This is a genomic window from Pseudomonas sp. 008, assembly GCF_016861935.1.
GTDB lineage: Bacteria > Pseudomonadota > Gammaproteobacteria > Pseudomonadales > Pseudomonadaceae > Aquipseudomonas.
This window is the reverse complement of sequence record NZ_BOMA01000001.1, coordinates 463,046-483,409: the sequence shown is the minus strand read 5'-3', so window position 1 is coordinate 483,409 and position 20,364 is coordinate 463,046. Positions and strand designations below refer to the sequence as shown.

16 protein-coding genes are annotated in these 20,364 nt (G+C 59.8%); 13 read left to right on the top strand and 3 right to left on the bottom strand.

Annotation, left to right across the window (positions count from 1 at the left end; all coding sequences use genetic code 11):
- Positions 1–68: 68 nt before the first annotated feature.
- A complete protein-coding gene (gene pgm, locus JUI81_RS02045) occupies positions 69–1,715 on the top strand; it encodes a phosphoglucomutase (alpha-D-glucose-1,6-bisphosphate-dependent) (protein ID WP_019579023.1) in 1,647 nt (548 codons plus the stop codon).
- Positions 1,716–1,960: 245 nt separating this feature from the next.
- On the opposite strand, the gene JUI81_RS02040 is transcribed toward pgm, so the two are convergent.
- On the bottom strand, positions 1,961–2,656 hold the full coding sequence (locus JUI81_RS02040) for a pirin family protein (RefSeq protein ID WP_019579022.1): 696 nt from the start codon (positions 2,654–2,656) through the stop codon (positions 1,961–1,963).
- A gap of 280 nt (positions 2,657–2,936) precedes the next feature.
- On the opposite strand from JUI81_RS02040, the gene JUI81_RS02035 reads away from it, so the two are divergent.
- The 3 genes from JUI81_RS02035 (at position 2,937) to JUI81_RS02025 (ending at position 8,157) form a co-directional block, all read left to right on the top strand.
- Positions 2,937–5,411, top strand: coding sequence for a UvrD-helicase domain-containing protein (locus JUI81_RS02035; protein ID WP_204123561.1), 2,475 nt, complete (start codon positions 2,937–2,939; stop codon positions 5,409–5,411).
- Between the two features lie 176 nt (positions 5,412–5,587).
- Positions 5,588–6,964, top strand: coding sequence for a pyridoxal-phosphate dependent enzyme (locus JUI81_RS02030; protein ID WP_019579020.1), 1,377 nt, complete (start codon positions 5,588–5,590; stop codon positions 6,962–6,964).
- Positions 6,961–8,157 carry a cystathionine gamma-synthase gene (locus JUI81_RS02025; RefSeq protein ID WP_028940547.1) on the top strand — a complete coding sequence of 399 codons (1,197 nt, stop codon included), beginning with the start codon at positions 6,961–6,963 and terminating at the stop codon, positions 8,155–8,157. Before JUI81_RS02030 ends, JUI81_RS02025 begins: the two co-directional genes overlap by 4 nt.
- Before the next feature lie 217 nt (positions 8,158–8,374).
- On the opposite strand, the gene JUI81_RS02020 is transcribed toward JUI81_RS02025, so the two are convergent.
- Positions 8,375–8,650: a DUF1652 domain-containing protein gene (locus JUI81_RS02020; RefSeq protein WP_018926009.1), complete on the bottom strand. Its 276-nt coding sequence runs from the start codon at positions 8,648–8,650 to the stop codon at positions 8,375–8,377.
- A gap of 275 nt (positions 8,651–8,925) precedes the next feature.
- On the opposite strand from JUI81_RS02020, the gene JUI81_RS02015 reads away from it, so the two are divergent.
- From JUI81_RS02015 to JUI81_RS01995, 5 genes are all read left to right on the top strand, one after another.
- Positions 8,926–9,741, top strand: coding sequence for an AraC family transcriptional regulator (locus JUI81_RS02015; RefSeq protein WP_096480183.1), 816 nt, complete (start codon positions 8,926–8,928; stop codon positions 9,739–9,741).
- A 51-nt stretch (positions 9,742–9,792) separates the two neighbouring features.
- Entirely contained in the window at positions 9,793–11,199 is a 1,407-nt protein-coding gene (locus tag JUI81_RS02010) for an FAD-binding oxidoreductase (RefSeq protein WP_204123560.1), read from the top strand.
- Positions 11,200–11,231: 32 nt separating this feature from the next.
- The gene (locus JUI81_RS02005; RefSeq protein ID WP_019579016.1) at positions 11,232–11,573 is read left to right on the top strand and encodes a cupin domain-containing protein; all 342 of its coding nucleotides are present in this window, start codon (positions 11,232–11,234) and stop codon (positions 11,571–11,573) included.
- Positions 11,574–11,632: 59 nt separating this feature from the next.
- Positions 11,633–12,718 (top strand): polyamine ABC transporter substrate-binding protein, encoded by a 1,086-nt coding sequence (locus JUI81_RS02000; protein WP_204123559.1) that lies wholly within the window; start codon positions 11,633–11,635, stop codon positions 12,716–12,718.
- An 89-nt stretch (positions 12,719–12,807) separates the two neighbouring features.
- Complete coding sequence (locus JUI81_RS01995) at positions 12,808–13,266, top strand: transposase (protein WP_204123558.1); 459 nt, start codon at positions 12,808–12,810, stop codon at positions 13,264–13,266.
- 270 nt (positions 13,267–13,536) lie between these two features.
- Here the strand turns inward: JUI81_RS01995 and JUI81_RS01990 are convergent, their stop codons facing one another.
- The gene (locus tag JUI81_RS01990) at positions 13,537–14,568 is read right to left on the bottom strand and encodes an NAD(P)-dependent alcohol dehydrogenase (protein WP_028940548.1); all 1,032 of its coding nucleotides are present in this window, start codon (positions 14,566–14,568) and stop codon (positions 13,537–13,539) included.
- A gap of 513 nt (positions 14,569–15,081) precedes the next feature.
- Here JUI81_RS01990 and JUI81_RS01985 point away from each other — a divergent pair.
- From JUI81_RS01985 to JUI81_RS01970, 4 genes are all read left to right on the top strand, one after another.
- A complete protein-coding gene (locus JUI81_RS01985; RefSeq protein WP_018926004.1) occupies positions 15,082–16,530 on the top strand; it encodes a serralysin family metalloprotease in 1,449 nt (482 codons plus the stop codon).
- Positions 16,531–16,595: 65 nt separating this feature from the next.
- The gene (locus JUI81_RS01980) at positions 16,596–17,018 is read left to right on the top strand and encodes an AprI/Inh family metalloprotease inhibitor (protein ID WP_019579013.1); all 423 of its coding nucleotides are present in this window, start codon (positions 16,596–16,598) and stop codon (positions 17,016–17,018) included.
- Between the two features lie 212 nt (positions 17,019–17,230).
- The gene (locus JUI81_RS01975; protein WP_204123557.1) at positions 17,231–19,018 is read left to right on the top strand and encodes a type I secretion system permease/ATPase; all 1,788 of its coding nucleotides are present in this window, start codon (positions 17,231–17,233) and stop codon (positions 19,016–19,018) included.
- Positions 19,015–20,364 carry an HlyD family type I secretion periplasmic adaptor subunit gene (locus tag JUI81_RS01970; RefSeq protein WP_204123556.1) on the top strand — a complete coding sequence of 450 codons (1,350 nt, stop codon included), beginning with the start codon at positions 19,015–19,017 and terminating at the stop codon, positions 20,362–20,364. The genes JUI81_RS01975 and JUI81_RS01970 overlap by 4 nt, the downstream gene beginning before the upstream one ends.

The window sequence follows — 20,364 nt, the reverse complement described above, 5'->3', positions numbered from 1 at the left end:
TCGCGCGACAGCCAAACTGTCAGTAAACTGCGTTCCTATCCCGAACTACTCTCTCTCAGAGGTTTTGCATGACACTCAGTCCTTTTGCGGGCAAACCGGCACCGGCAGAACTGTTGGTCGACATCCCGCGACTGGTAACGGCCTATTACACCGGCCAGCCCGATGCAGCCATTTCTACCCAGCGCGTCGCCTTCGGCACGTCCGGACACCGAGGTAGCTCGTTCGACTTGAGTTTCAACGAATGGCACGTCCTGGCCATCAGCCAGGCGATCTGCCTGTACCGCGAAGCCCAGGGCATCGATGGCCCGCTGTTCGTCGGGATCGACACCCACGCGCTGTCCACGCCGGCCGGTGCCAGCGCCCTGGAAGTGCTGGCAGCGAACGGTGTGACGGTGATGATCGCCGAAGGCGACGAGTACACTCCGACGCCGGCCATTTCCCATGCGATTCTTTGCTACAACCGCGGGCGCACTTCAGGCCTGGCGGACGGCATCGTCATCACGCCGTCCCACAACCCGCCGCAAAGCGGTGGCTACAAGTACAACCCAACCAACGGCGGCCCGGCCGATACCCACATCACCAAGTGGATCGAAGCCAAGGCCAACGAGTTGCTGGCAGCCAAACTCGCCGGCGTCAAACGCATCAGCTACGAGCAGGCCCTGAAGGCCAGCACTACCCATCGTCATGATTACCTCAACACCTATGTCGCTGACCTGATCAACGTGATCGACTTCGACGCCATCCGCGATGCGAAGCTGCGTCTGGGTGTCGATCCGCTGGGCGGAGCAGGGGTGCGCTACTGGTCGGCAATTGCCGAGCACTACCGCCTGGACCTGGAAGTGGTAAATAAACAGGTTGATGCAACGTTCCGTTTCATGACCGTTGACTGGGACGGGCAGATCCGCATGGACCCATCTTCCAGTCACGCGATGCAAGGCCTGATCGGCCTGAAAGAGCGTTTCGACGTGGCGTTTGCCTGCGACCCGGATCACGACCGCCATGGCATCGTGACCCCGTCCGGTGGTTTGCTGGCGCCGAACAACTACCTCGCGGTGTCGATCGACTACCTGTTCCAGAACCGTCCACAGTGGCGCGCCGATGCGGCCGTGGGTAAAACCGTGGTCAGCAGCGGCTTGATCGATCGCGTCGCCAAACGTCTGGGCCGTCGTTTGTACGAAGTACCGGTCGGTTTCAAATGGTTTGCCGACGGTCTGTTCGACGGCTCCCTGGGTTTTGGCGGTGAAGAAAGTGCCGGTGCGTCGTTCCTGCGTAAGGACGGCGGAGTCTGGAGTACCGATAAGGACGGTTTGATTCCGGCGCTGCTGGCCGCTGAAATGACCGCTCGCACGGGCCGTGATCCAAGCCAGGCCTATCGCGCGTTGACCGATGAACTGGGTGAGCCGTTCTCGGTACGCGTTGACGCCAAGGCCAACCCTGAACAGAAAGCTCTGCTGAGCAAATTGTCGCCGGAGCAGGTCACCTCGACTCAACTGGCGGGCGAAGCGATCCAGAGCATCCTCAGCCATGCACCGGGCAACGACCAGGCCATCGGCGGCCTGAAAGTCATGACCGAGAACGGCTGGTTCGCGGCTCGGCCGTCGGGCACCGAGGACATCTACAAGATTTACGCAGAAAGCTTTGTCAGTGACGACCACCTGAAACAACTGGTGGCCGAGGCTCAGACATTGGTAGATGGCGCAATTTCTGCGAAGTGATTGAAAGTCCTGTGGTGAGGGAGCTTGCCTGTGGCGAGGGGGCTTGCCCCCGTTCGGCTGCGAAGCAGTCGTAAACCATTGCATGCGGTGTACCTGATGCGCCGCGCTTGCTGGTTTTGGGGCTGCTTCGCAACCCAACGGGGGCAAGCCCCCTCGCCACGGTAAATCCCCTCACCAAAATGGCTACACATAAAAAAGGGGCGACCATTAACGGTCGCCCCTTTTTTTGTCGCGCATTTACCTTATCAAGCCAAATCCACCAACACGATTTCACTGTCCTCAATCGCAGTCACCCGCAACACTTGCTCATCGGCTATCGCAACCCCGTCTCGAGCTTGTGCGCGCAAGCCATTGACTTCAATCGCTCCTGTCGCTGGCACCAGATAAGCGCGACGGCCACTGTCCAGACGATATTCAGCCGTTTCCCCGGCTTTCAGGTTGGCCGCCACCAGACGCGCATCGGCGCGAATCCGTAGGCTTTGATCGTCGCCGGCCTTGCCACTGGCCAGGGTCACGAAGCCTTCGCGCTGGCCTTTGGGGAAGGGCTTGGCGCCCCACGACGGTGCCAGACCGGTTTCGTTGGGGATGATCCAGATCTGAAAGATCCGGGTCTCGGTCGCTTCCAGGTTGTATTCACTGTGGGCGATCCCGGTGCCGGCGCTCATGACCTGCACATCACCGGCTTCGGTACGGCCCTTGTTGCCCAGGTTGTCCTGGTGGGTAATCGCGCCTTCACGAACGTAGGTGATGATTTCCATGTCCCGGTGCGGGTGTTGCGGGAACCCGGTGCCGGGGGCAATCACATCATCGTTCCACACCCGCAGGTTGCCCCAGTTCATGCGTTTGGGGTCGTAGTACTCGGCGAACGAAAAGTGGTGATGGGCATCCAGCCAGCCATGGTGCGCGCCGCCCAGGGAGTTGAAAGGTCTGAGTTCAAGCATGATCGTCTCCTGAAAAAGGTTCGTCATGGGGCAGAACGTCTGAGCCACAAACGAGAACCGGTGGTTGATGGTCAGTATCATCCATCAGGTACCCATCGATAAAAAGCGTAAAAAATGCCTCAATACAATCGAATTATTTGATATCGAATAATCTCGAATTTTTCTCATCCAGCCTTCACTTCATCGCATAAGCCAATGACCTGTAAGCATTTCACTAGAACTCAACGGCAAATGCAGACACCATAGCCCTCGACAGCCTCACACACTGGAGTCCGCCTGCGTGCCGCAACACACACCCGATCTTCCGCCCGAACTTCGTCCCTTGGCCGAGATGCCTTTGCTCAAACGTCTGGCCGCCCGGTTCTTTGGCCACGGCCTGACCCGCTTGCGCGCGCAACACCGTGCGTCCTGGCTGCACGGGCAAGCCGACGGTTTTCGCAGCGGTCACAGCGCTGGCGTGGAATACGGCTATAAGGAAGGCAAGCTCGAGGGTCTGGAAGAAGGCCGGCAAGTGCTGCTGATCCGCGACTCGCGCTCCACCGAGCATCGACCGCCCAACGTCGATGACAACCTGTTCGACGATTGGCGCCTGCCATTGAGCGCCGAGCTGAAGAAGCGCATGAAGGCCGACGTGGCGCGACTGCTGCCTGCGCATGCCCAGCCGAGCGCTGCCCAATGGAAAATGATCTTCAGTGACACACCGTCGACTTCGGTGATCGCCGGCGCGGGCGCGGGCAAGTCGACCACCCTGGTGTTGCGTATCCTGCTGCTCAGCCATTACCTGGGGTTTGAGCTGAGCTCGATGACCGTGGTGACCTTCACCCGCGAGTCGCGCAAGGACTTCATCAATAAGCTGATCGAACTGTTTGCCGTGTGGGGCCGGGCGCTCAGCTTCAAAGAAGCGCGGGACCTGGTGCGCACTTTTCATTCGCGGATCCTGCCAATGGTACGCAGCCTGCCGGGTTTCGAACGGCTACAAGCCTTCGAAAACCTCAGCTTTCGCGCGCAGGGCGCCGATGAGGAGGTCGACAGCAGCCCCTTCGACCTGCGAATCAACGACGCCCAGCGTCAGCAACTCAACGCCTGCTATCACAGCCTGCATACCCGCGATGAGCGTTTCCGCGAGTTGATCAAGCCGTTGTCTCGTCACGCCTTGCAGCTCAAGGAACTGGAACGTGATCACCCGGACGTGCAAAAGCGCATGGCGGTGACTGAACTGGCGGCCAAGCGCGATGAAGAGCTGTGCGACACCATCGAGGACCTGTGGTTTCGCGCCGGCGCCTGGCCGATCAAGGGCATCGAGCCGAATCGTCAGACCTTCGACATCAACGGTTCGACCTTTCATTGCCACGGTTACATTCCGGCGCTGGATGCCTGGGTGGTGCTGGGTTTCGATCCTCGGGAAAATCCCCAGGTCAGTCGCCCGAATGCCAAGCTGACCGTGCGTGCGGAATGGGCTGTAAAGCGCACCCTGTTTCAAGCTTTCTGTCGTAAGCCATTGATATGGCTCGATAGTTACGAATCTTCAAAACGTGTTTTGGCGTCGCTTGCCGGTGACGCCAGCGCCGGGCCGGGCTTCGATTACAAGGTCAAGGGCGAGCTGGCTTCCGCGCCGTTGCTGGACTGTTTTGTCGCGGCAGCCGGGTTTATCGAAAACCTCGGCCTGGATGTGCCCAATGCCGTGGGCCAGATGAGTTTCGCCAAAGATGACCCGGACCGATTCTTCTTCGAGGCCTTGAGCCTGTTCTGGCGAGCGCTGGAAGATCATCTGCTGGATCAATCGCCACCCGTGATGACCTACAACCGGATGTTTGCCCTGTTCAGCGAGCATTCACCGGAGAATCTCAAGTTGCTCGGCGATGAACTGCTCAGGCCAATGTCGCACTTGATGATCGATGAGTTCCAGGACGTGTCGCCGCAGATCGTTTCCTGGATTCGCGCCAGCCTGGCCGAGATCCGCAGTCGTGGCCCGGCCATGCACGTAGGGCGCGGGGCGCAACGTTCGTCATTGCTGTGTGTGGGGGACGACTGGCAATCGATCTACGGCTGGCGTGGCAGTTCGCCGAGCTACTTCATGGAGTTCAACAAGGAGTTCCCGTCGCCGAGCACGACCAAGGTGATGCTCAGTGACAATTACCGCAGCCATCAGCACATCATCGACGCGGCGGAGCACATCGTCCGCGCCGCACCGGCAATCGCCGGCAAGAAGGCCAAGGCCAGCGGCGAACCCAAGGCGTTGCTGCCGGTGAACGTCCTCGATCGGGATGACCAGGGCATGGCCCAGCGCCTGATCGAGCACTACAGGAAAGGCGATTCAATCTTGATGCTTTATCGAAAAAGTAGCGATAAGTCATTGATAGAAGAGCATATTCAGTCTGTAGTTAATGTGGATTCTAGCTTGCCGTACGACGCGCGACGGCTCAAGCAACTGACCTATCACAGCGCCAAGGGCCTGCAAGCTGATGCGGTATTCCTGCTGGGCGATTGCCAGCATCTGACCAGTTCGCCTTACAAGAACCAGGTCTATCGCATGGCCGGGCTCGGCAAGGCCGGCGACAGCGAGCCCTACGACAGCGCGCAGAAAGACGAGATCCTGCGTCTGGCCTACGTGGGCATCACTCGCGCGGTGAGTCATTGCTACTGGTATGTCGATGGCCAGGATACCCAGGCGGCGAACACGCCCAAGGCCTCCGACCGGATCGGCAAGGGCAAGGCGTTTTTTGCTGATCACCGTCAGGGAAAAGTGCCTGCATGAAACCGGGAACTCTCAGGTAGCGGCGTTCAGGCGACGACGTTACCGACTGGCTACGAAAAGTTGCGGGGCGCGCAATCCCGGCCTATGGTCCAAGCGAGGCTTTGCTGGCGACTGGCGCGCGATGCTCGCCGCGGGTCGCTGTCCATCCAGTGCGGATTCCGCTGCGAGGTGACGACATGCCGAACAACTCCCGTCCCGCCGTGCTCGAACTGATCGGCAATACGCCGCTGGTGCGTGTCAGCCGCTTCGATACCGGCCCATGCACGCTGTTTCTCAAACTCGAATCGCAGAACCCCGGTGGATCGATCAAGGATCGCATCGGCCTGGCGATGATCGACGCCGCCGAGCGCGATGGTCGCCTGCGCCCCGGCGGCACCATCGTCGAGGCCACGGCCGGCAACACCGGTCTGGGGCTGGCACTGGTTGGCCGCGCCAAGGGTTACCGGGTGGTGCTGGTGGTGCCGGACAAAATGTCCACCGAGAAGGTCCTGCACCTCAAGGCGATGGGCGCCGAAGTGCACATCACCCGTTCCGACGTCGGCAAGGGCCATCCCGATTATTACCAGGATGTCGCGGCGCGATTGACCAAGGATATTCCCGACGCGTTCTTCGCCGATCAATTCAACAACCCGGCCAACCCGCTGGCCCACGAGTGCAGCACCGCGCCGGAGATCTGGGCGCAGACTCAGCATGATGTGGATGCCATTGTCGTCGGCGTCGGTTCGGCCGGCACGCTGACCGGGCTGACTCGTTTCTTTCAGCGCGTACAACCGAATCTGGAAATGGTGCTGGCCGACCCGGTCGGCTCGGTGATGGCCGAGTACAGCCGCAGCGGGATCCTCGGTACGCCGGGCTCTTGGGCGGTGGAGGGCATCGGCGAGGACTTCATTCCGTCGATTGCCGACCTTTCCAGCGTGCGCAAGGCCTATTCGATCAGCGACGAGGAAAGCTTCGATCATGCCCGCCAACTGCTGCGCGCCGAAGGCATTCTCGGCGGCTCTTCGACTGGCACCTTGCTGGCGGCGGCATTGCGCTATTGCCGCGAGCAAACCGAGCCGAAGCGGGTGGTCAGTTTCGTTTGCGACACCGGCACCCGTTATCTGTCGAAGATCTATAACGACCAGTGGATGAACGATCAGGGCCTGCTTGCGCGCAAACGCTACGGCGATTTGCGTGACCTGATCGCCCGGCGTTTCGAGGATGGCCGGGTGGTCAGCGTGGGGCCGGACGATACCTTGCTCACCGCCTTCCAGCGCATGCGCCTGGCGGATGTGTCGCAACTGCCGGTGCTGGTGGATGGGCAGCGGCTGGTCGGGGTCATCGACGAGTCCGATATTCTGTTTGGCGTGCATGAAGACGCTACGCATTTTCGCATGACTGTGACCAGCGCGATGACCGACAAGCTCGAAACCCTGCCTCCCGGCGCCAGTCTTGCTGAGCTGGAGGCGGTGCTCGACCGTGGGCTGGTGGCGATCATTGCCGACACCTCGGGCTTCCATGGCCTGATTACCCGCGTCGACATGCTCAATCATTTGCGGAGGTCCCTGGCATGAGTCAGCACGATGAAAGCACCGCGCCACGGGGCTTTGCCACCCGTGTGATCCACGCGGGACAAACACCGGACCCGACCACCGGGGCGCTGATGCCGCCGATTTACGCCAACTCCACCTATGCGCAGCAGAGTCCCGGTGTGCACAAGGGCTTCGATTACGGGCGTTCGCACAACCCGACGCGCTTTGCGCTGGAGCGTTGCGTGGCGGACCTTGAGGGCGGCACCCAGGCGTTCGCCTTTGCTTCCGGACTGGCGGCGATCGGCACCGTACTCGAACTACTCGACGCAGGCGCGCACATCGTCTCCGGCAATGATCTGTATGGTGGGACTTTCCGCCTGTTCGAGCGGGTACGCCGGCGCAGCGCCGGGCATCGCTTCAGCTTCGTCGATATGACTGATCTGGCGACCTTCGAAGCCGCGCTGCAGGACGACACGCGGATGGTTTGGGTCGAGACGCCGAGCAATCCTTTGTTAAGCCTGACCGACCTCGCCGCCGTCGCGCGGATCTGTCGCGAGCGAGGCATCATCTGCGTGGCGGACAACACCTTCGCCAGTCCGTGGATCCAGCGTCCTCTGGAATTGGGCTTCGATATCGTGCTGCACTCGACGACCAAGTACCTCAATGGTCATTCCGACGTGATCGGCGGCATTGCAGTGGTCGGGCAGAATGCGGAACTGGCCGAGCGCCTGGGCTTTCTGCAGAACGCAGTGGGGGCGATCGCCGGGCCGTTCGACGCGTTCCTCACCTTGCGCGGGGTGAAGACCCTGGCGCTGCGCATGGAACGTCATTGCAGCAACGCGCTGGAGTTGGCGCAATGGCTGGAGCGTCAGCCGCAAGTGGCACGCGTGTATTATCCGGGCCTGCCATCGCACCCGCAGCACGAATTGGCGCGGCGGCAGATGCGCGGGTTCGGCGGGATGATTTCCGTCGAGCTGAACAGCGACCTGACGGGCGCCAGACGTTTTCTCGAGAGTGTGCGGATCTTTGCCTTGGCCGAGAGCCTGGGCGGGGTGGAAAGCCTGATCGAGCACCCGGCAATCATGACTCACGCCACCATTCCCGCAGAAACACGCGCACAGCTAGGCATCAGCGATGCGCTGGTGCGTTTGTCTGTGGGGGTGGAGGATGTCGAAGACCTACGCGCCGATCTGGCCCAGGCGCTGATGCAAGTTGCGGCGACGCATTCCTTGTAGCAGCTGTCGAGCAGCGCGAGGCAGCGTTCGGCGGCGAAGCCGTCGTGAATCCGGTTGACATAGTCTGCCTGATACACCGTGAGCTCTGATTTTACGACGGCTTCGCCGCCGAACGCAGCCTCGCAGGCTCGACAGCTGCTACAAGCCGATCGGGCTCGACAGCTGCTACAAAAAGCCCGCTAAATCGATAAGCGGGCTTTTTGTCGGGTGTTGGCTGTCAGGCATAACTCCTGAGCGTCTGCGGAGGAATGAACGCTTCCAGCTCATCCTCGACCGCTTCGATAATCCGCTCTACATCGGCGGCATTCATGACCGTTGCACAAGGAATGCCGGCAATGGCGATCATGGTTTCGCCGCTGGCTCGGTCGAATAGACGAGCAACCATGCTGCCCGGTGCATCCATGGTCGCTTCGAAACCCATGGGATGAAAATGCCAGCGCATCAGCTGGCAGGCATTTGGAAAAGTGACCTTGCTGAATGAACCTTGATTCATGTGTTGCCCACCTTCTTCATCGAGCGCTTCCTTTAGCTCATGTTAGGAGGGAAGAGCCTTCAATGGCTCAACCGGTGACTGTCTTTAAAAGTAGCACCCGGATGTGAAAATCATGTGGAATTTTTCAGACCGTTCAGCGATTGGTTCAGTTTTTTTTGATGCAGGTCATGAGATACCGGCATCTCGGCCAAGGGCCAGCATTACCGGGCATCCCATTGGTCATTGAAGCCCGGACCGAACTTCGGCAAGCTCGTTTTTTTCTCGTCGAGTCCTCTATGCACGCCGATGATGATGGTCCGTCGCAAACCCAGGCCACGGGCGACACGGTCATGCGTTACCACCTGCGCTGGAAGCACCGGGATCTGGATGGTGTGATGGCGCTTTATCACCCGGACATTCAGTACAACGACTTTTTCCAGAACCGAGTGATGGGGCTGGACGCGTTGCGCGACTACGTGCGTGACAGCATGCCCCGGGATCCGGATGAGGCGCTGGAGCACTCGGACCGTATTCGACTGGATGGCGACACGGCGTTCATTCAATACCGCATCACCCTTCGCGGCGGTGAAGGGCTGGTGTCGTTTCGGACCAGCGAGGCGATCACCGTGCGTGACGGGCTGATCTGGCGGATCAATGAATACGCCACCCTCGTACACGAACAAACGTCCGGCAAAGCCCCCCGCAACCTGCGCCCGGCGGTCAGTCGGCTCGGGCTGTCACCGCGACAGCTGAGCTTCATGGCCGAAGACTTGCAGCAGTATTTCCAGGGGCAGCAGCCGTACCTGGATCCCGAACTCGACCTGCAACGGGTGGCGAAGGAGTGCGGATACAGCCGCAATCAGATTTCCTACTTGTTGAACCAGGTGCTCGGCCAAAGCTTCTACCGTTACGTCAATCAGGCGCGGTTGCAGCATTTGCTCGCGGCACTGGACAGCGCCACTCCACCACTGCGTATCGATGAGCTGGCCTTTGCCGCAGGCTTCAATTCGCTGTCGGCGTTTTACAGCTGTTTCCGCCAGCACACCGGTCTGTCGCCCAAGGCTTACGCCAAACAAATTTCTTTGCGTGCACGCGCGCAAGACAGCCCCTGAACCCACGCACTAGGATCGACGCCATCGAAGTATTGAGTGGCGGAGTCTGGCATGGCAGCGTGGCGCACGATCAGTTTGTGGATGGATCAACTCGACGAGCCGTTACTGGCGCGCCCGGCGCTGGAAAAGGACCTGGACGTCGACGTGGCCATCATCGGCGCCGGGTACACCGGGCTCTGGACCGCGTACTACCTCAAACGCCTGGCGCCGGGACTGAACATCGCCATTGTCGAAGCCCAAACCGCGGGTTTTGGTGCGTCGGGCCGTAACGGCGGCTGGTTGATGGGCAACCTGCTGGGCGAGGATCGCTTGCTCGCCGGTTTACCGGTCGAACAACGTCGCGCCTCTTACGATCTGCTGCACGGCATCCCCGATGAAGTAGAAATCGTCCTCGAACGAGAAGGCATCGACTGTGATTATCGCAAGGGCGGGGCGCTTTACTGTGCGGCCCGTTACCCGGAACAGGAAGCCAGCCTGCGCGATTATCTGGACGCGCTCTACCGCCAAGGGCTGACCGAGGCCGACTACCGCTGGCTCAACCCCGAGCAATTGGCGCAACAGATCAGAATCGCCAAACCTTATGGCGGTATCTATGCACCGCACGTGGCGACCTTTCACCCGGCAAAGTTGGTGCGAGGTCTGGCACGGACGGTGGAGCGCATGGGGGTCAACATCTACGAGAACAGCCCGGTCACCCAATGGCAGTCGGGCAGTCTGCGTACAACCAACGCGCAGGTTCGCAGCCGCTGGATCGTGCCGGCGGTAGAAGGTTACGCGGTCACGTTGCCGCCGCTGGGCCGTTATCAATTGCCCGTGCAGAGTTTACTGGTGGCGACCGAACCGCTGTCCGCCGCGACCTGGGACGACATCGGCCTCAGCCATGGTCAGGCGTTCAGCGAAAGCAGCCGCCAGGTGACCTACGGCCAGCGCACGGCCGACAACCGTCTGGTGTTCGGCGCCCGTGGCGGCTATCAGTTTGCTGGCAAGTTGCGCCATGACTTCGAGCTGAGCGCCAGCGAAGTGCAGTTGCGACGCTACCTGTTCGGTGAACTCTTCCCGCAGCTCAAGAACGTGCGAATCACCCACGCCTGGGGCGGAAACCTGGGGATGTCCCGGCGCTTCAAGCCGCACATGCTCTGCGATCAGGCCAGCGGCATCGCCTTGTCGGGCGGTTATGGCGGGGAGGGCGTCGGTGCCAGCAACCTCGGCGGGCGGACGCTGGCCGATCTGATTCTTCAGCGCGATACCGAGTTGGTGCGCCAGCCGTGGGTGATTGCTCAGGGCGGTCTCGACGCGCTCAAGGCGTGGGAGCCGGAGCCCTGCCGCTGGCTGGGCTACAACGCAATCATCCGCAGCTTCGTTCACGAAGACCAGACCCTGGCCAACCCGTCCACCGCGCCCTGGCGTCGCAAACTGGCCGGCCGGGTTGCCGGGTTCATGGAAGGTTTCATGCACTGAATGGCGTTTTCTCAATCGACAGGTACTCCCCCATGCCAATCACTCACTTCAAGAACACCGCAACCCTGAAGCTGGAAGAGTCAACGCCCGTCGCCGTGCCGCTGGGGATGCCCGTGGCGGTGGCCTCGACCACCAGCGTCGAACGCGACGACGGTGTCGAAACCGGCGTCTGGGAATGCACTCCCGGCCGCTGGCGCCGGCAGATCGTTGCCCAGGAATTCTGTCACTTCATCCAGGGTCGCTGCACCTTCACTCCGGATGACGGTGAAACCCTCTACATAGAAGCCGGCGATGCACTGATGTTGCCAGCCAACAGCCTCGGCATCTGGGACATCCAGGAAACCGTGCGCAAGACCTACGTTTTGATTTTTTGATCTCTGATTGCCTGCCAGTTCTCCAATAAAAAGAAAACAACCCATACAGGAATCGACCCATGATCCGAAAGACACTGACGCTTGCTCCACTTGCGCTCGTCGCGACCCTCAGTCAGGCCGCCGAGACCGTGAAAATCTATAACTGGTCGGACTACATCGCCCCGGACACCACAAAAAACTTCCAGAAAGAAACCGGTATCGCCTTCAGTTACGACGTCTTCGACAGCAACGAAACCCTTGATGGCAAATTGATGACCGGCACATCCGGGTATGACGTGGTATTCCCGTCCAACCACTTCATGGCCCGACAGATTGAGGGCGGGGCCCTGAAGAAACTCGACAAGAGTCAGCTGCCGAACTGGAAAAACCTCAACCCGGTGTTGCTCAAAACGTTACAAGCCAACGACCCGGGCAACGAGCATGGCTTCCCGTATTTATGGGGCAGCACCGGCATCGGCTACAACGTGGCCAAGGTCAAGGCTGTGCTGGGCGACAACGCGCCAGTGGATTCCTGGGACCTGATCTTCAAGCCCGAGAACATGGCAAAACTGCAAAAGTGCGGCGTGGCGATCCTCGACAACGGGCCCGAACTGTTGCCGGCGGCGTTGAATTACCTGGGGCTGCCGCATCACAGCAAGAACCCCGAAGACTATAAAAAGGCCGAGGCGCTGCTGATGAAAGTCCGGCCCTATGTCAGTTATTTCCACTCGTCCAAATACACCAGCGACCTGGCCAACGGCGATATCTGCGTGGCCGTCGGCTTCTCCGGGGACATTCTCCAGGCGGAAAACCGCGCCAAGGAAGCCGGGAACGGTGTGGACATCGGCTATTCGATTCCCAAGGAAGGCGCGGCCATCTGGTTCGACATGGTCGCCATGCCCGCCGACGCCCCGGACGAGAAAGCCGGTTACGCGTTCATGAACTACCTGCTGCGTCCCGACGTCATGGCCGGCATCAGCAACTACGTGCACTACGCCAACGGCAACGAACAGGCCGACCGCCTGATCGATCCTGCGATCAAGAGCGACACCAAGGTGTATCCGAGTCCGGAAATGATGGGCAAATTGTTTGCCCTTGAGGCGATGCCGTTGAACATTGACCGGGTGCGGACGCGGGTGTGGAACAAGATCAGGACCGGTAGCTGATTGGTCATCTTTTGTGGCCAATGGCGACGGTTGGGTTGACTGCAATGGGTTAGATTCCATGCCTCTTTCAGTAAGTAGGAGGCAATGGAATGCCTGTCTGTTCGAAAGCTGGTCATCTACGCATTGGGCGGTACTCGGAGCCTGGGCGCATCTACTTGTTAACAGCTGTGGTTCACGATCGGCAGCCAATTTTTACCGATTGGCGCTTAGGTAGGCTGGTTGCCCAACAATTACATCAGGCTCAGGAGGAGCATTGGGCAGAGTTTTTGACGTGGGTGGTGATGCCAGATCATATGCACTGTTTGGTAGGACTTCGGGATAAAACACTGGCCGAGCTGATGTGCCGAATTAAATCCCGAAGCAGTCTGGCCGTTAATCAGGCGCTAGGGCGAAGCGGACGTTTGTGGCAGAAGGGCTATCACGATCGAGCGGTTCGGAAAGAGGAGGACGTGAAAGGTCTTGCCCGATATGTCGTTGCCAATCCTGTTCGGGCGGGACTGGTGATACGTGTTCATGATTATCCGCTGTGGGATGCGTGTTGGCTGTGATGATTTACGACTGCTGCGCAGCCGAACGCAGGCTGCGCCAGCTGCTACAAAAGCCGTGGCGTGCGCGGACCCGTAGCAGCTGCCGAAGGCTGCGTTCGGCTGCGCAGCAGTCGTGTCCTTCATAGGGTTGGTACCTTTTTTGGAAACGAACAGGTGTCCGGGGGCAACTGGGGCACCCAGAAGCGACCAGGTCAACATCGCTTGCTTCCAGGATCGCCTTACGTAGCGATGGCAAAAGGCGCGTGCGGTATTACCCGACGCGCCAGTCTGTCATTTGCTGGCGTCCAGCACGACGCGATAGCGCGCTTTGCCACTGCGCAGGTGATCGATGGCGTCGTTGATCCGGCTCATGGGAAAGTGCTCGACTTGCGGCAAGATCTGATGGCGGGCGCAGAACTCCAGCATGGTTGCTGTGTTACTGGGCGAGCCAACCGGCGAGGCGGACACGCTCTTTTGTTGGGGCAGCAGGTTGAATACGTGCACTGGAATAGCGCCAGGCACGACGCCGACAAAGTGCAGGCGACCCTTGCCGCGTAGCGTGCCGAGCATGGCCGGCCAGTCGAGGTCGGCGTTGGCGGTGACCAGGAGAAAATCCAGGGTGCCGGCAATGGATTTCAGCGCGTTACTGTCGGTAGAGGCGAGCACGTTGTGTGCCCCCAGGCGCCTGGCTTCGTCCTGCTTGTTCAGCGACGAGGTAAAGGCCGTGACTTCGCAACCCCATGCGTTGAGGAAGCGTAGTGCCAGATGACCGAGGCCGCCGATTCCCACGACACCGACCCGGTCGGTGGGCTTGACGTCGAATTCCACGAGCGGGTTGAACACCGTCGAGCCCGCGCAGAACAGCGGTCCGGCCATGGCCGGGTCAAGTCCGTCCGGTATCGCAAGCGCCCAGGCCCAGTGCGAACGCAGGCGATCGGCGAAGCCGCCGTTGCTGCCGACGATGGTGGGTTGGACTGTGCTGCATAGCTGGTGGGAGCCTTCGATACACGAGGAGCAATGCATGCAACTGCCCTTGTACCAACCGATGCCCACCCGTTGTCCCACTTCGAGACCGCGTACCTGTGCGCCCACTCGCACGATACTGCCGACCACTTCGTGGCCAGGGATAAACGGGTAGTGGCTCAGGCCCCATTCGTTATCGATCATCGACTGGTCGGAGTGGCAGACGCCGCAATACTCCACGGCGACTTCCACCTCCTCGGCGCCCAATGGACCGGGGTCGTAGCTATAGCGCTCCAGTGGAGCGCCTGCCGACGTTGCAGCCCAGCCGGTAAAAGTAGTGAGTTCGGTACTGTTGCTCATGGGATACCTCCAGATCAGGAGACAGGGACTTTGGCCGTTCGGATGCGGTGGCCTGGCAAGCCAGAGCGTAATCAGTCTAGCAGGCCGCAATCACGAGCATGGTCTGAGGGCGGTGCCGGGACTAACGGGTCGTCGGAGCTCTGTCGTCGTCCACTGCGGCAACTAACTGGACGTTTAATTTAGTTGATATCAATACACTGGCACTGATACTAGGAAGTCCAAAAAAAGAGAACCAATCAACAAAAAACAACTTACCAATATTTAATATTTAAATATGAAATTGTCGGACAATCCGGCTGAAACCCTGTACTAAAAACAATCTTTCGACAGCGCAAGCAATGTTTGCTGGAGTTCTGCGAAACAGTTCAATTTGACGTCAAAAAAAATGTAGACGTTTGATTTCGAATTGTGTCAGTTTTCATACGCCTTCATTGGGCGAGTGATAGGACGATCTCGCCAGAGATTGTCGTATCGGACAAAAACTGTTCCATTGCTAAACAAGGAAGTGTGTTTATGTCGAAAGTAAAAGACAACGCTATTGATCTTGCCGAACAGGCCTTTGCACCATTGGCTGCCGCCAGTTCTGCCTACAACCAGATCGATAGTTTCAGCCATCAGTATGATCGGGGTGGCAATCTCACGGTCAATGGCAAACCCTCCTTCTCCGTCGACCAGGCCGCTACCCAGCTGCTGCGTGACGGCGCTGCCTACCAGGACAAGGACGGCAGCGGCAAAATCGAACTTACCTACACGTTCCTGACCTCGGCCTCGTCGAGCACCATGAACAAGCACGGCATTACCGGGTTCAGCCAGTTCAATACGCAACAGAAAGCCCAGGCCGTGCTCGCCATGCAATCCTGGGCCGACGTGGCCAACGTCACCTTCACCGAGAAGTCCTCCGGCGGTGACGGTCACATGACCTTCGGCAACTACAGCGGTGGTCAGGATGGCGCAGCGGCATTCGCCTATCTGCCTGGCACGGGCGCCGGTTATGACGGTACTTCGTGGTACCTGACCAACAGCAGCTACACGCCGAACAAGACGCCGGACCTGAACAACTACGGCCGTCAGACCCTGACCCACGAAATCGGTCATACCCTGGGCCTGGCCCACCCTGGCGATTACAACGCCGGCGAGGGCGCACCGACCTACAATGACGCGACTTACGGGCAAGACACCCGCGGTTACAGCGTCATGAGTTACTGGAGCGAAAGCAATACCGATCAGAACTTCAGCAAGGGCGGCGTGGAAGCTTATTCTTCCGGCCCGCTGATGGACGATATCGCGGCCATCCAGAAACTCTACGGTGCCAACACCACCACCCGTACCGGTGACACCACCTACGGTTTCAACTCCAACGCCGGTCGCGACTTCTTGAGCGCGTCTTCGTCGTCGGACAAAGTCGTGTTCTCGGTGTGGGATGCGGGTGGCAAGGACACCCTGGATTTCTCCGGCTTTACCCAGAACCAGAAGATCAACCTCAATGAAGCCTCGTTCTCCGACGTTGGTGGCCTGGTGGGCAACGTGTCCATCGCCAAAGGCGTCACGATCGAGAACGCGATTGGCGGCTCGGGTAGCGACCTGTTGATCGGTAACAGTGTGTCCAACGAACTGAAGGGCGGTGCCGGCAACGACATCCTCTTCGGCGCGGGCGGTGCAGACAAACTGTGGGGCGGCTCGGGTTCGGACACCTTCGTGTTCGCGGCCAGCAGCGACTCCAAGCCAGGCGCGGTCGACCAGATCCTCGATTTTGTCAGCGGCCTGGACAAGATCGATCTGACCGGCATCACCAAAGGCGCCGGCCTGCATTTCGTGAACTCGTTCACCGGTGCGGCAGGCGATGCAGTGTTGACCACTTCGGGCGGCAACAGCCTGTTGTCGGTGGACTTCTCCGGGCACGGCGTGGCTGATTTCCTGGTCAGCACCGTTGGCCAGGCGGCGTTCTCGGACATCGTGGCCTGATTCAAGGCATAAGAGGGCGGCGCTTTACGCGTCGCTCTCTGCCCCGATCCAGAGTAAAACGCCCTATGACCCAGAACGCTTTTACCTGCAAAACAACCGCGTGGCTGTTAGCGACGCTGATGATGTTTCTTGGAGAAGTAGCCATGGCAAGCAGTCTGAAATTAGCCGACCCGTCGGAGCTCGCCGGCAAATGGCAAGCCATTTTGAATACCGCGCAAGACTCGCCCGAGTCCCAGGCGCTGCAGGACAAACCGTCGAATGTCTGCACGATAGAGCTTAAATCGGACCAGACCCTGGGTGAGGGAGCCGACTGCCTTGGTGCCTGGCTGAACCAGTCGGCGATCGGCTGGTTTCCGGAGCCGGACGGCATTGCCGTGACTGGTAAGGAAGGCTCAAGAATTGTGTTTTTCAGTCGGCAGCGGGAAGGACTTTACAAAAGTAACTTGAAGTCGGGGCTGATTATTACGCTCACGCGCGCAGCGCAATAAGCGAAAAGCGCCGGATCGGCGGCAGGTACTGAATATAAAGACCGTTATTGCAGTTATAAGCAGCAGATCAATAACCAGGACTCTTAAAATTCCACAAAGAGTTGTTATTAATCTGTCAGCGATAACCGGCAAAAGAATGTCTCGACCCGTGTGCGGACAGTTAATTGGAACCTTGCCAAGTGAGGCGAGGCTTAATACCTCAGGAAAAACCAATGAAGATGGCGAAGAGCCCGGCCACCGCACCGTTATTCAAGGCACTGGGCGACTATAAGAGCATCTTGATCAGCGTCGGCTGCTTTACCGCATTGATCAACGTTCTGATGTTGGTCCCGTCGATTTATATGCTCCAGGTTTATGACCGGGTGCTGTCGTCGCAAAACGAAACCACACTGGCGATGTTGTCGCTGATGGTGGTCGGGTTCTTCGCCTTCATCGGGTTGCTGGAGACCGTGCGCAGTTTCATCGTCATCCGTATCGGCAGCCAACTGGAGCGGCGTTTCAACCTGCGGGTGTATCAGGCTGCTTTCGAGCGCAACCTGTTCAAAGGTGAGGGCAACGCCGGGCAATCCCTTGGCGACCTGACCCATATTCGCCAGTTTGTCACCGGCCCAGCGTTGTTTGCCTTCTTCGATGCGCCATGGTTTCCGGTCTATCTGTTTGTGATTTTCCTGTTCAACGTCTGGCTCGGCGTATTGGCCACCGCAGGGGCGGTGCTGCTGATCGGGCTGGCCTGCCTCAACGAGGCCATGACCAAAAAACCTTTGGGCGAAGCCGCGGGGTTTTCCCAGAAGTCCAGCCAACTGGCCACCAGTCACCTGCATAACGCCGAGACCATTCAGGCCATGGGCATGCTCGGCGCCTTGCGCAAACGCTGGTTTGGGGTGCACTCGCGTTTTCTCGGCTTGCAGAATCAGGCCAGCGACACTGGCGCGGTCATCAGTTCCCTGAGTAAAACCCTGCGCCTGTGCCTGCAATCGCTGGTCCTGGGGTTGGGCGCCTTGCTGGTGATCAAGGGCGACATGACCGCCGGGATGATGATCGCCGGCTCCATTTTGATGGGCCGGGTGCTGAGCCCCATCGATCAGTTGATTGCCGTGTGGAAACAGTGGAGCGGCGCCAAACTCGCTTACCGCCGCCTCGACGCCTTGCTGCAAGCCTTTCCTCCGAGTGACGAGGCCATGGCGCTGCCGGCACCGAAAGGCCAGATCACGTTCGAGCAAGTCAGCGCCGGCCCGCCGGGGCAGCGGGCAGCGACCTTGCACATGGTCAATTTCCACCTGGGCGCCGGCGAAGTGTTGGGCGTGCTCGGGGCTTCCGGCTCCGGTAAGTCGACCCTGGCGCGGGTGCTGGTCGGCGTCTGGCCGACGCTGGGCGGCACGGTGCGCCTCGATGGCGCGGACATTCATCGCTGGAACCGCGACGACCTCGGCCCTTACATCGGCTATCTGCCCCAGGACATCGAATTGTTCAGTGGCAGCATCGCCGAAAACATCGCCCGATTCCGTGAGGCAGACCCGCAACAAGTCGTCGAGGCCGCGCAGCAGGCTGGCGTCCATGAATTGATCCTGCGCATGCCCCAAGGCTACGACACCGTGCTCGGCGAAGACGGCAGCGGTTTGTCCGGTGGCCAGAAGCAACGGGTGGCCCTGGCTCGTGCGTTGTACGGCCATCCGAGCCTGGTGGTACTGGATGAACCGAACTCCAACCTCGACACCGTCGGCGAAGCGGCACTGGCCGGCGCCATCGCGCATATGAAGGCCCGGGGCACCAGCGTGATTCTGGTCACCCATCGTTCTTCGGCCCTGGCTCAGGCCGACAAGTTGCTGGTGCTCAACGAAGGTCGCTTGCAAGCCTTCGGCCCAAGCCAGGAAGTGCTCAAGGCGCTTGCCGGCAACCAGTCAGGCGCTCAGGAGCCACAACGTGAAAAAGCCGCGCAGGCATCGGGCGGGCTCAGCATGAGCCGGCAGTATCAGCCCACGACCAGGAATTCGGGTGTATGAGCAGCACACGCATGAACAACGACAGCGAAGCGACGATGGAACACGACTACATTGCCGAACGCCCTGAGCGCGACGCCCGTTTCTTCGCCCGCATGGGCTGGATTCTGGCGATTGTCGGCGCCGGCAGTTTTTTCACCTGGGCGAGCCTCGCGCCGCTCGATCAAGGCATCCCGGTACAGGGCACCGTGGTGGTCTCGGGCAAGCGCAAAGCCGTGCAATCGATGAGCAACGGCGTGATCAGCCAGATTCTGGTGCGTGAAGGCCAAGTGGTGAAACAGGGCCAGCCGCTGTTCCGCCTCGACCAGACCCAGGTCGCGGCCGACGTGCAATCGCTGCAAGCGCAATACCGCATGGCGTGGGCCAGCCTGGCGCGCTGGCAGAGTGAACGGGACAACCTCAAGCAGGTGAATTTCCCCGCGCAACTGAGCAACGATCCTGACCCACGCCTGGCGCTGGTGCTTGAAGGCCAACGGCAATTGTTCAGCAGCCGCCGCGAAGCGTTTTCTCGTGAACAAGCCGCGTTGCGCGCGAACATCGAAGGCGTCGGCGCGCAACTGGCCGGCATGCGCCGCGCGCGCACCGACCTGACCGCCCAGGCCAACTCCCTGCAACAACAATTGAGCAATCTTCAGCCTTTGGCGGACAACGGCTACATCCCGCGCAACCGCTTGATGGAATACCAGCGTCAGCTGTCGCAAGTACAGCAACAACTGGCAGAGAACGCCGGCGAAAGCGGCCGGGTGGAGCAAGGCATCCTCGAATCCCGGCTGAAGCTGCAACAGCACAGCGAGGAATACCAGAAGGAAGTGCGCAGCCAACTGGCCGATGCGCAGCTCAAAAGCGTGACCCTGGAAGAGCAACTGACTTCCGCCGGCTTCGACCTGCAACACAGTGAAATCATTGCCACCGCCGACGGCATTGCGGTCAACCTTGGGGTTCATACCGAAGGCGCGGTGGTGCGCCAGGGCGAAAACCTGTTGGAGATTGTCCCGCAAGGCACCAGCCTGGAAGTGGAAGGACACTTGCCGATCAACCTGATCGACAAGGTCGGCACGCACTTGCCAGTGGACATTCTGTTCACCGCGTTCAACCAGAGCCGTACCCCGCGAGTACCGGGCGAAGTCAGCCTGATTTCCGCCGACCAAATGGTCGATGAGAAAACCGGTGCGCCGTATTACGTGCTGCGCAGCAGCGTCAGCGATCAGGCCATGGAGAAACTCAACGGCCTGGTGATCAAGCCCGGCATGCCGGCAGAAATGTTCGTGCGTACCGGTGAACGTTCACTCCTCAACTATCTGTTCAAACCGCTGCTCGACCGGGCAGGCTCCGCGTTGACCGAGGAATAA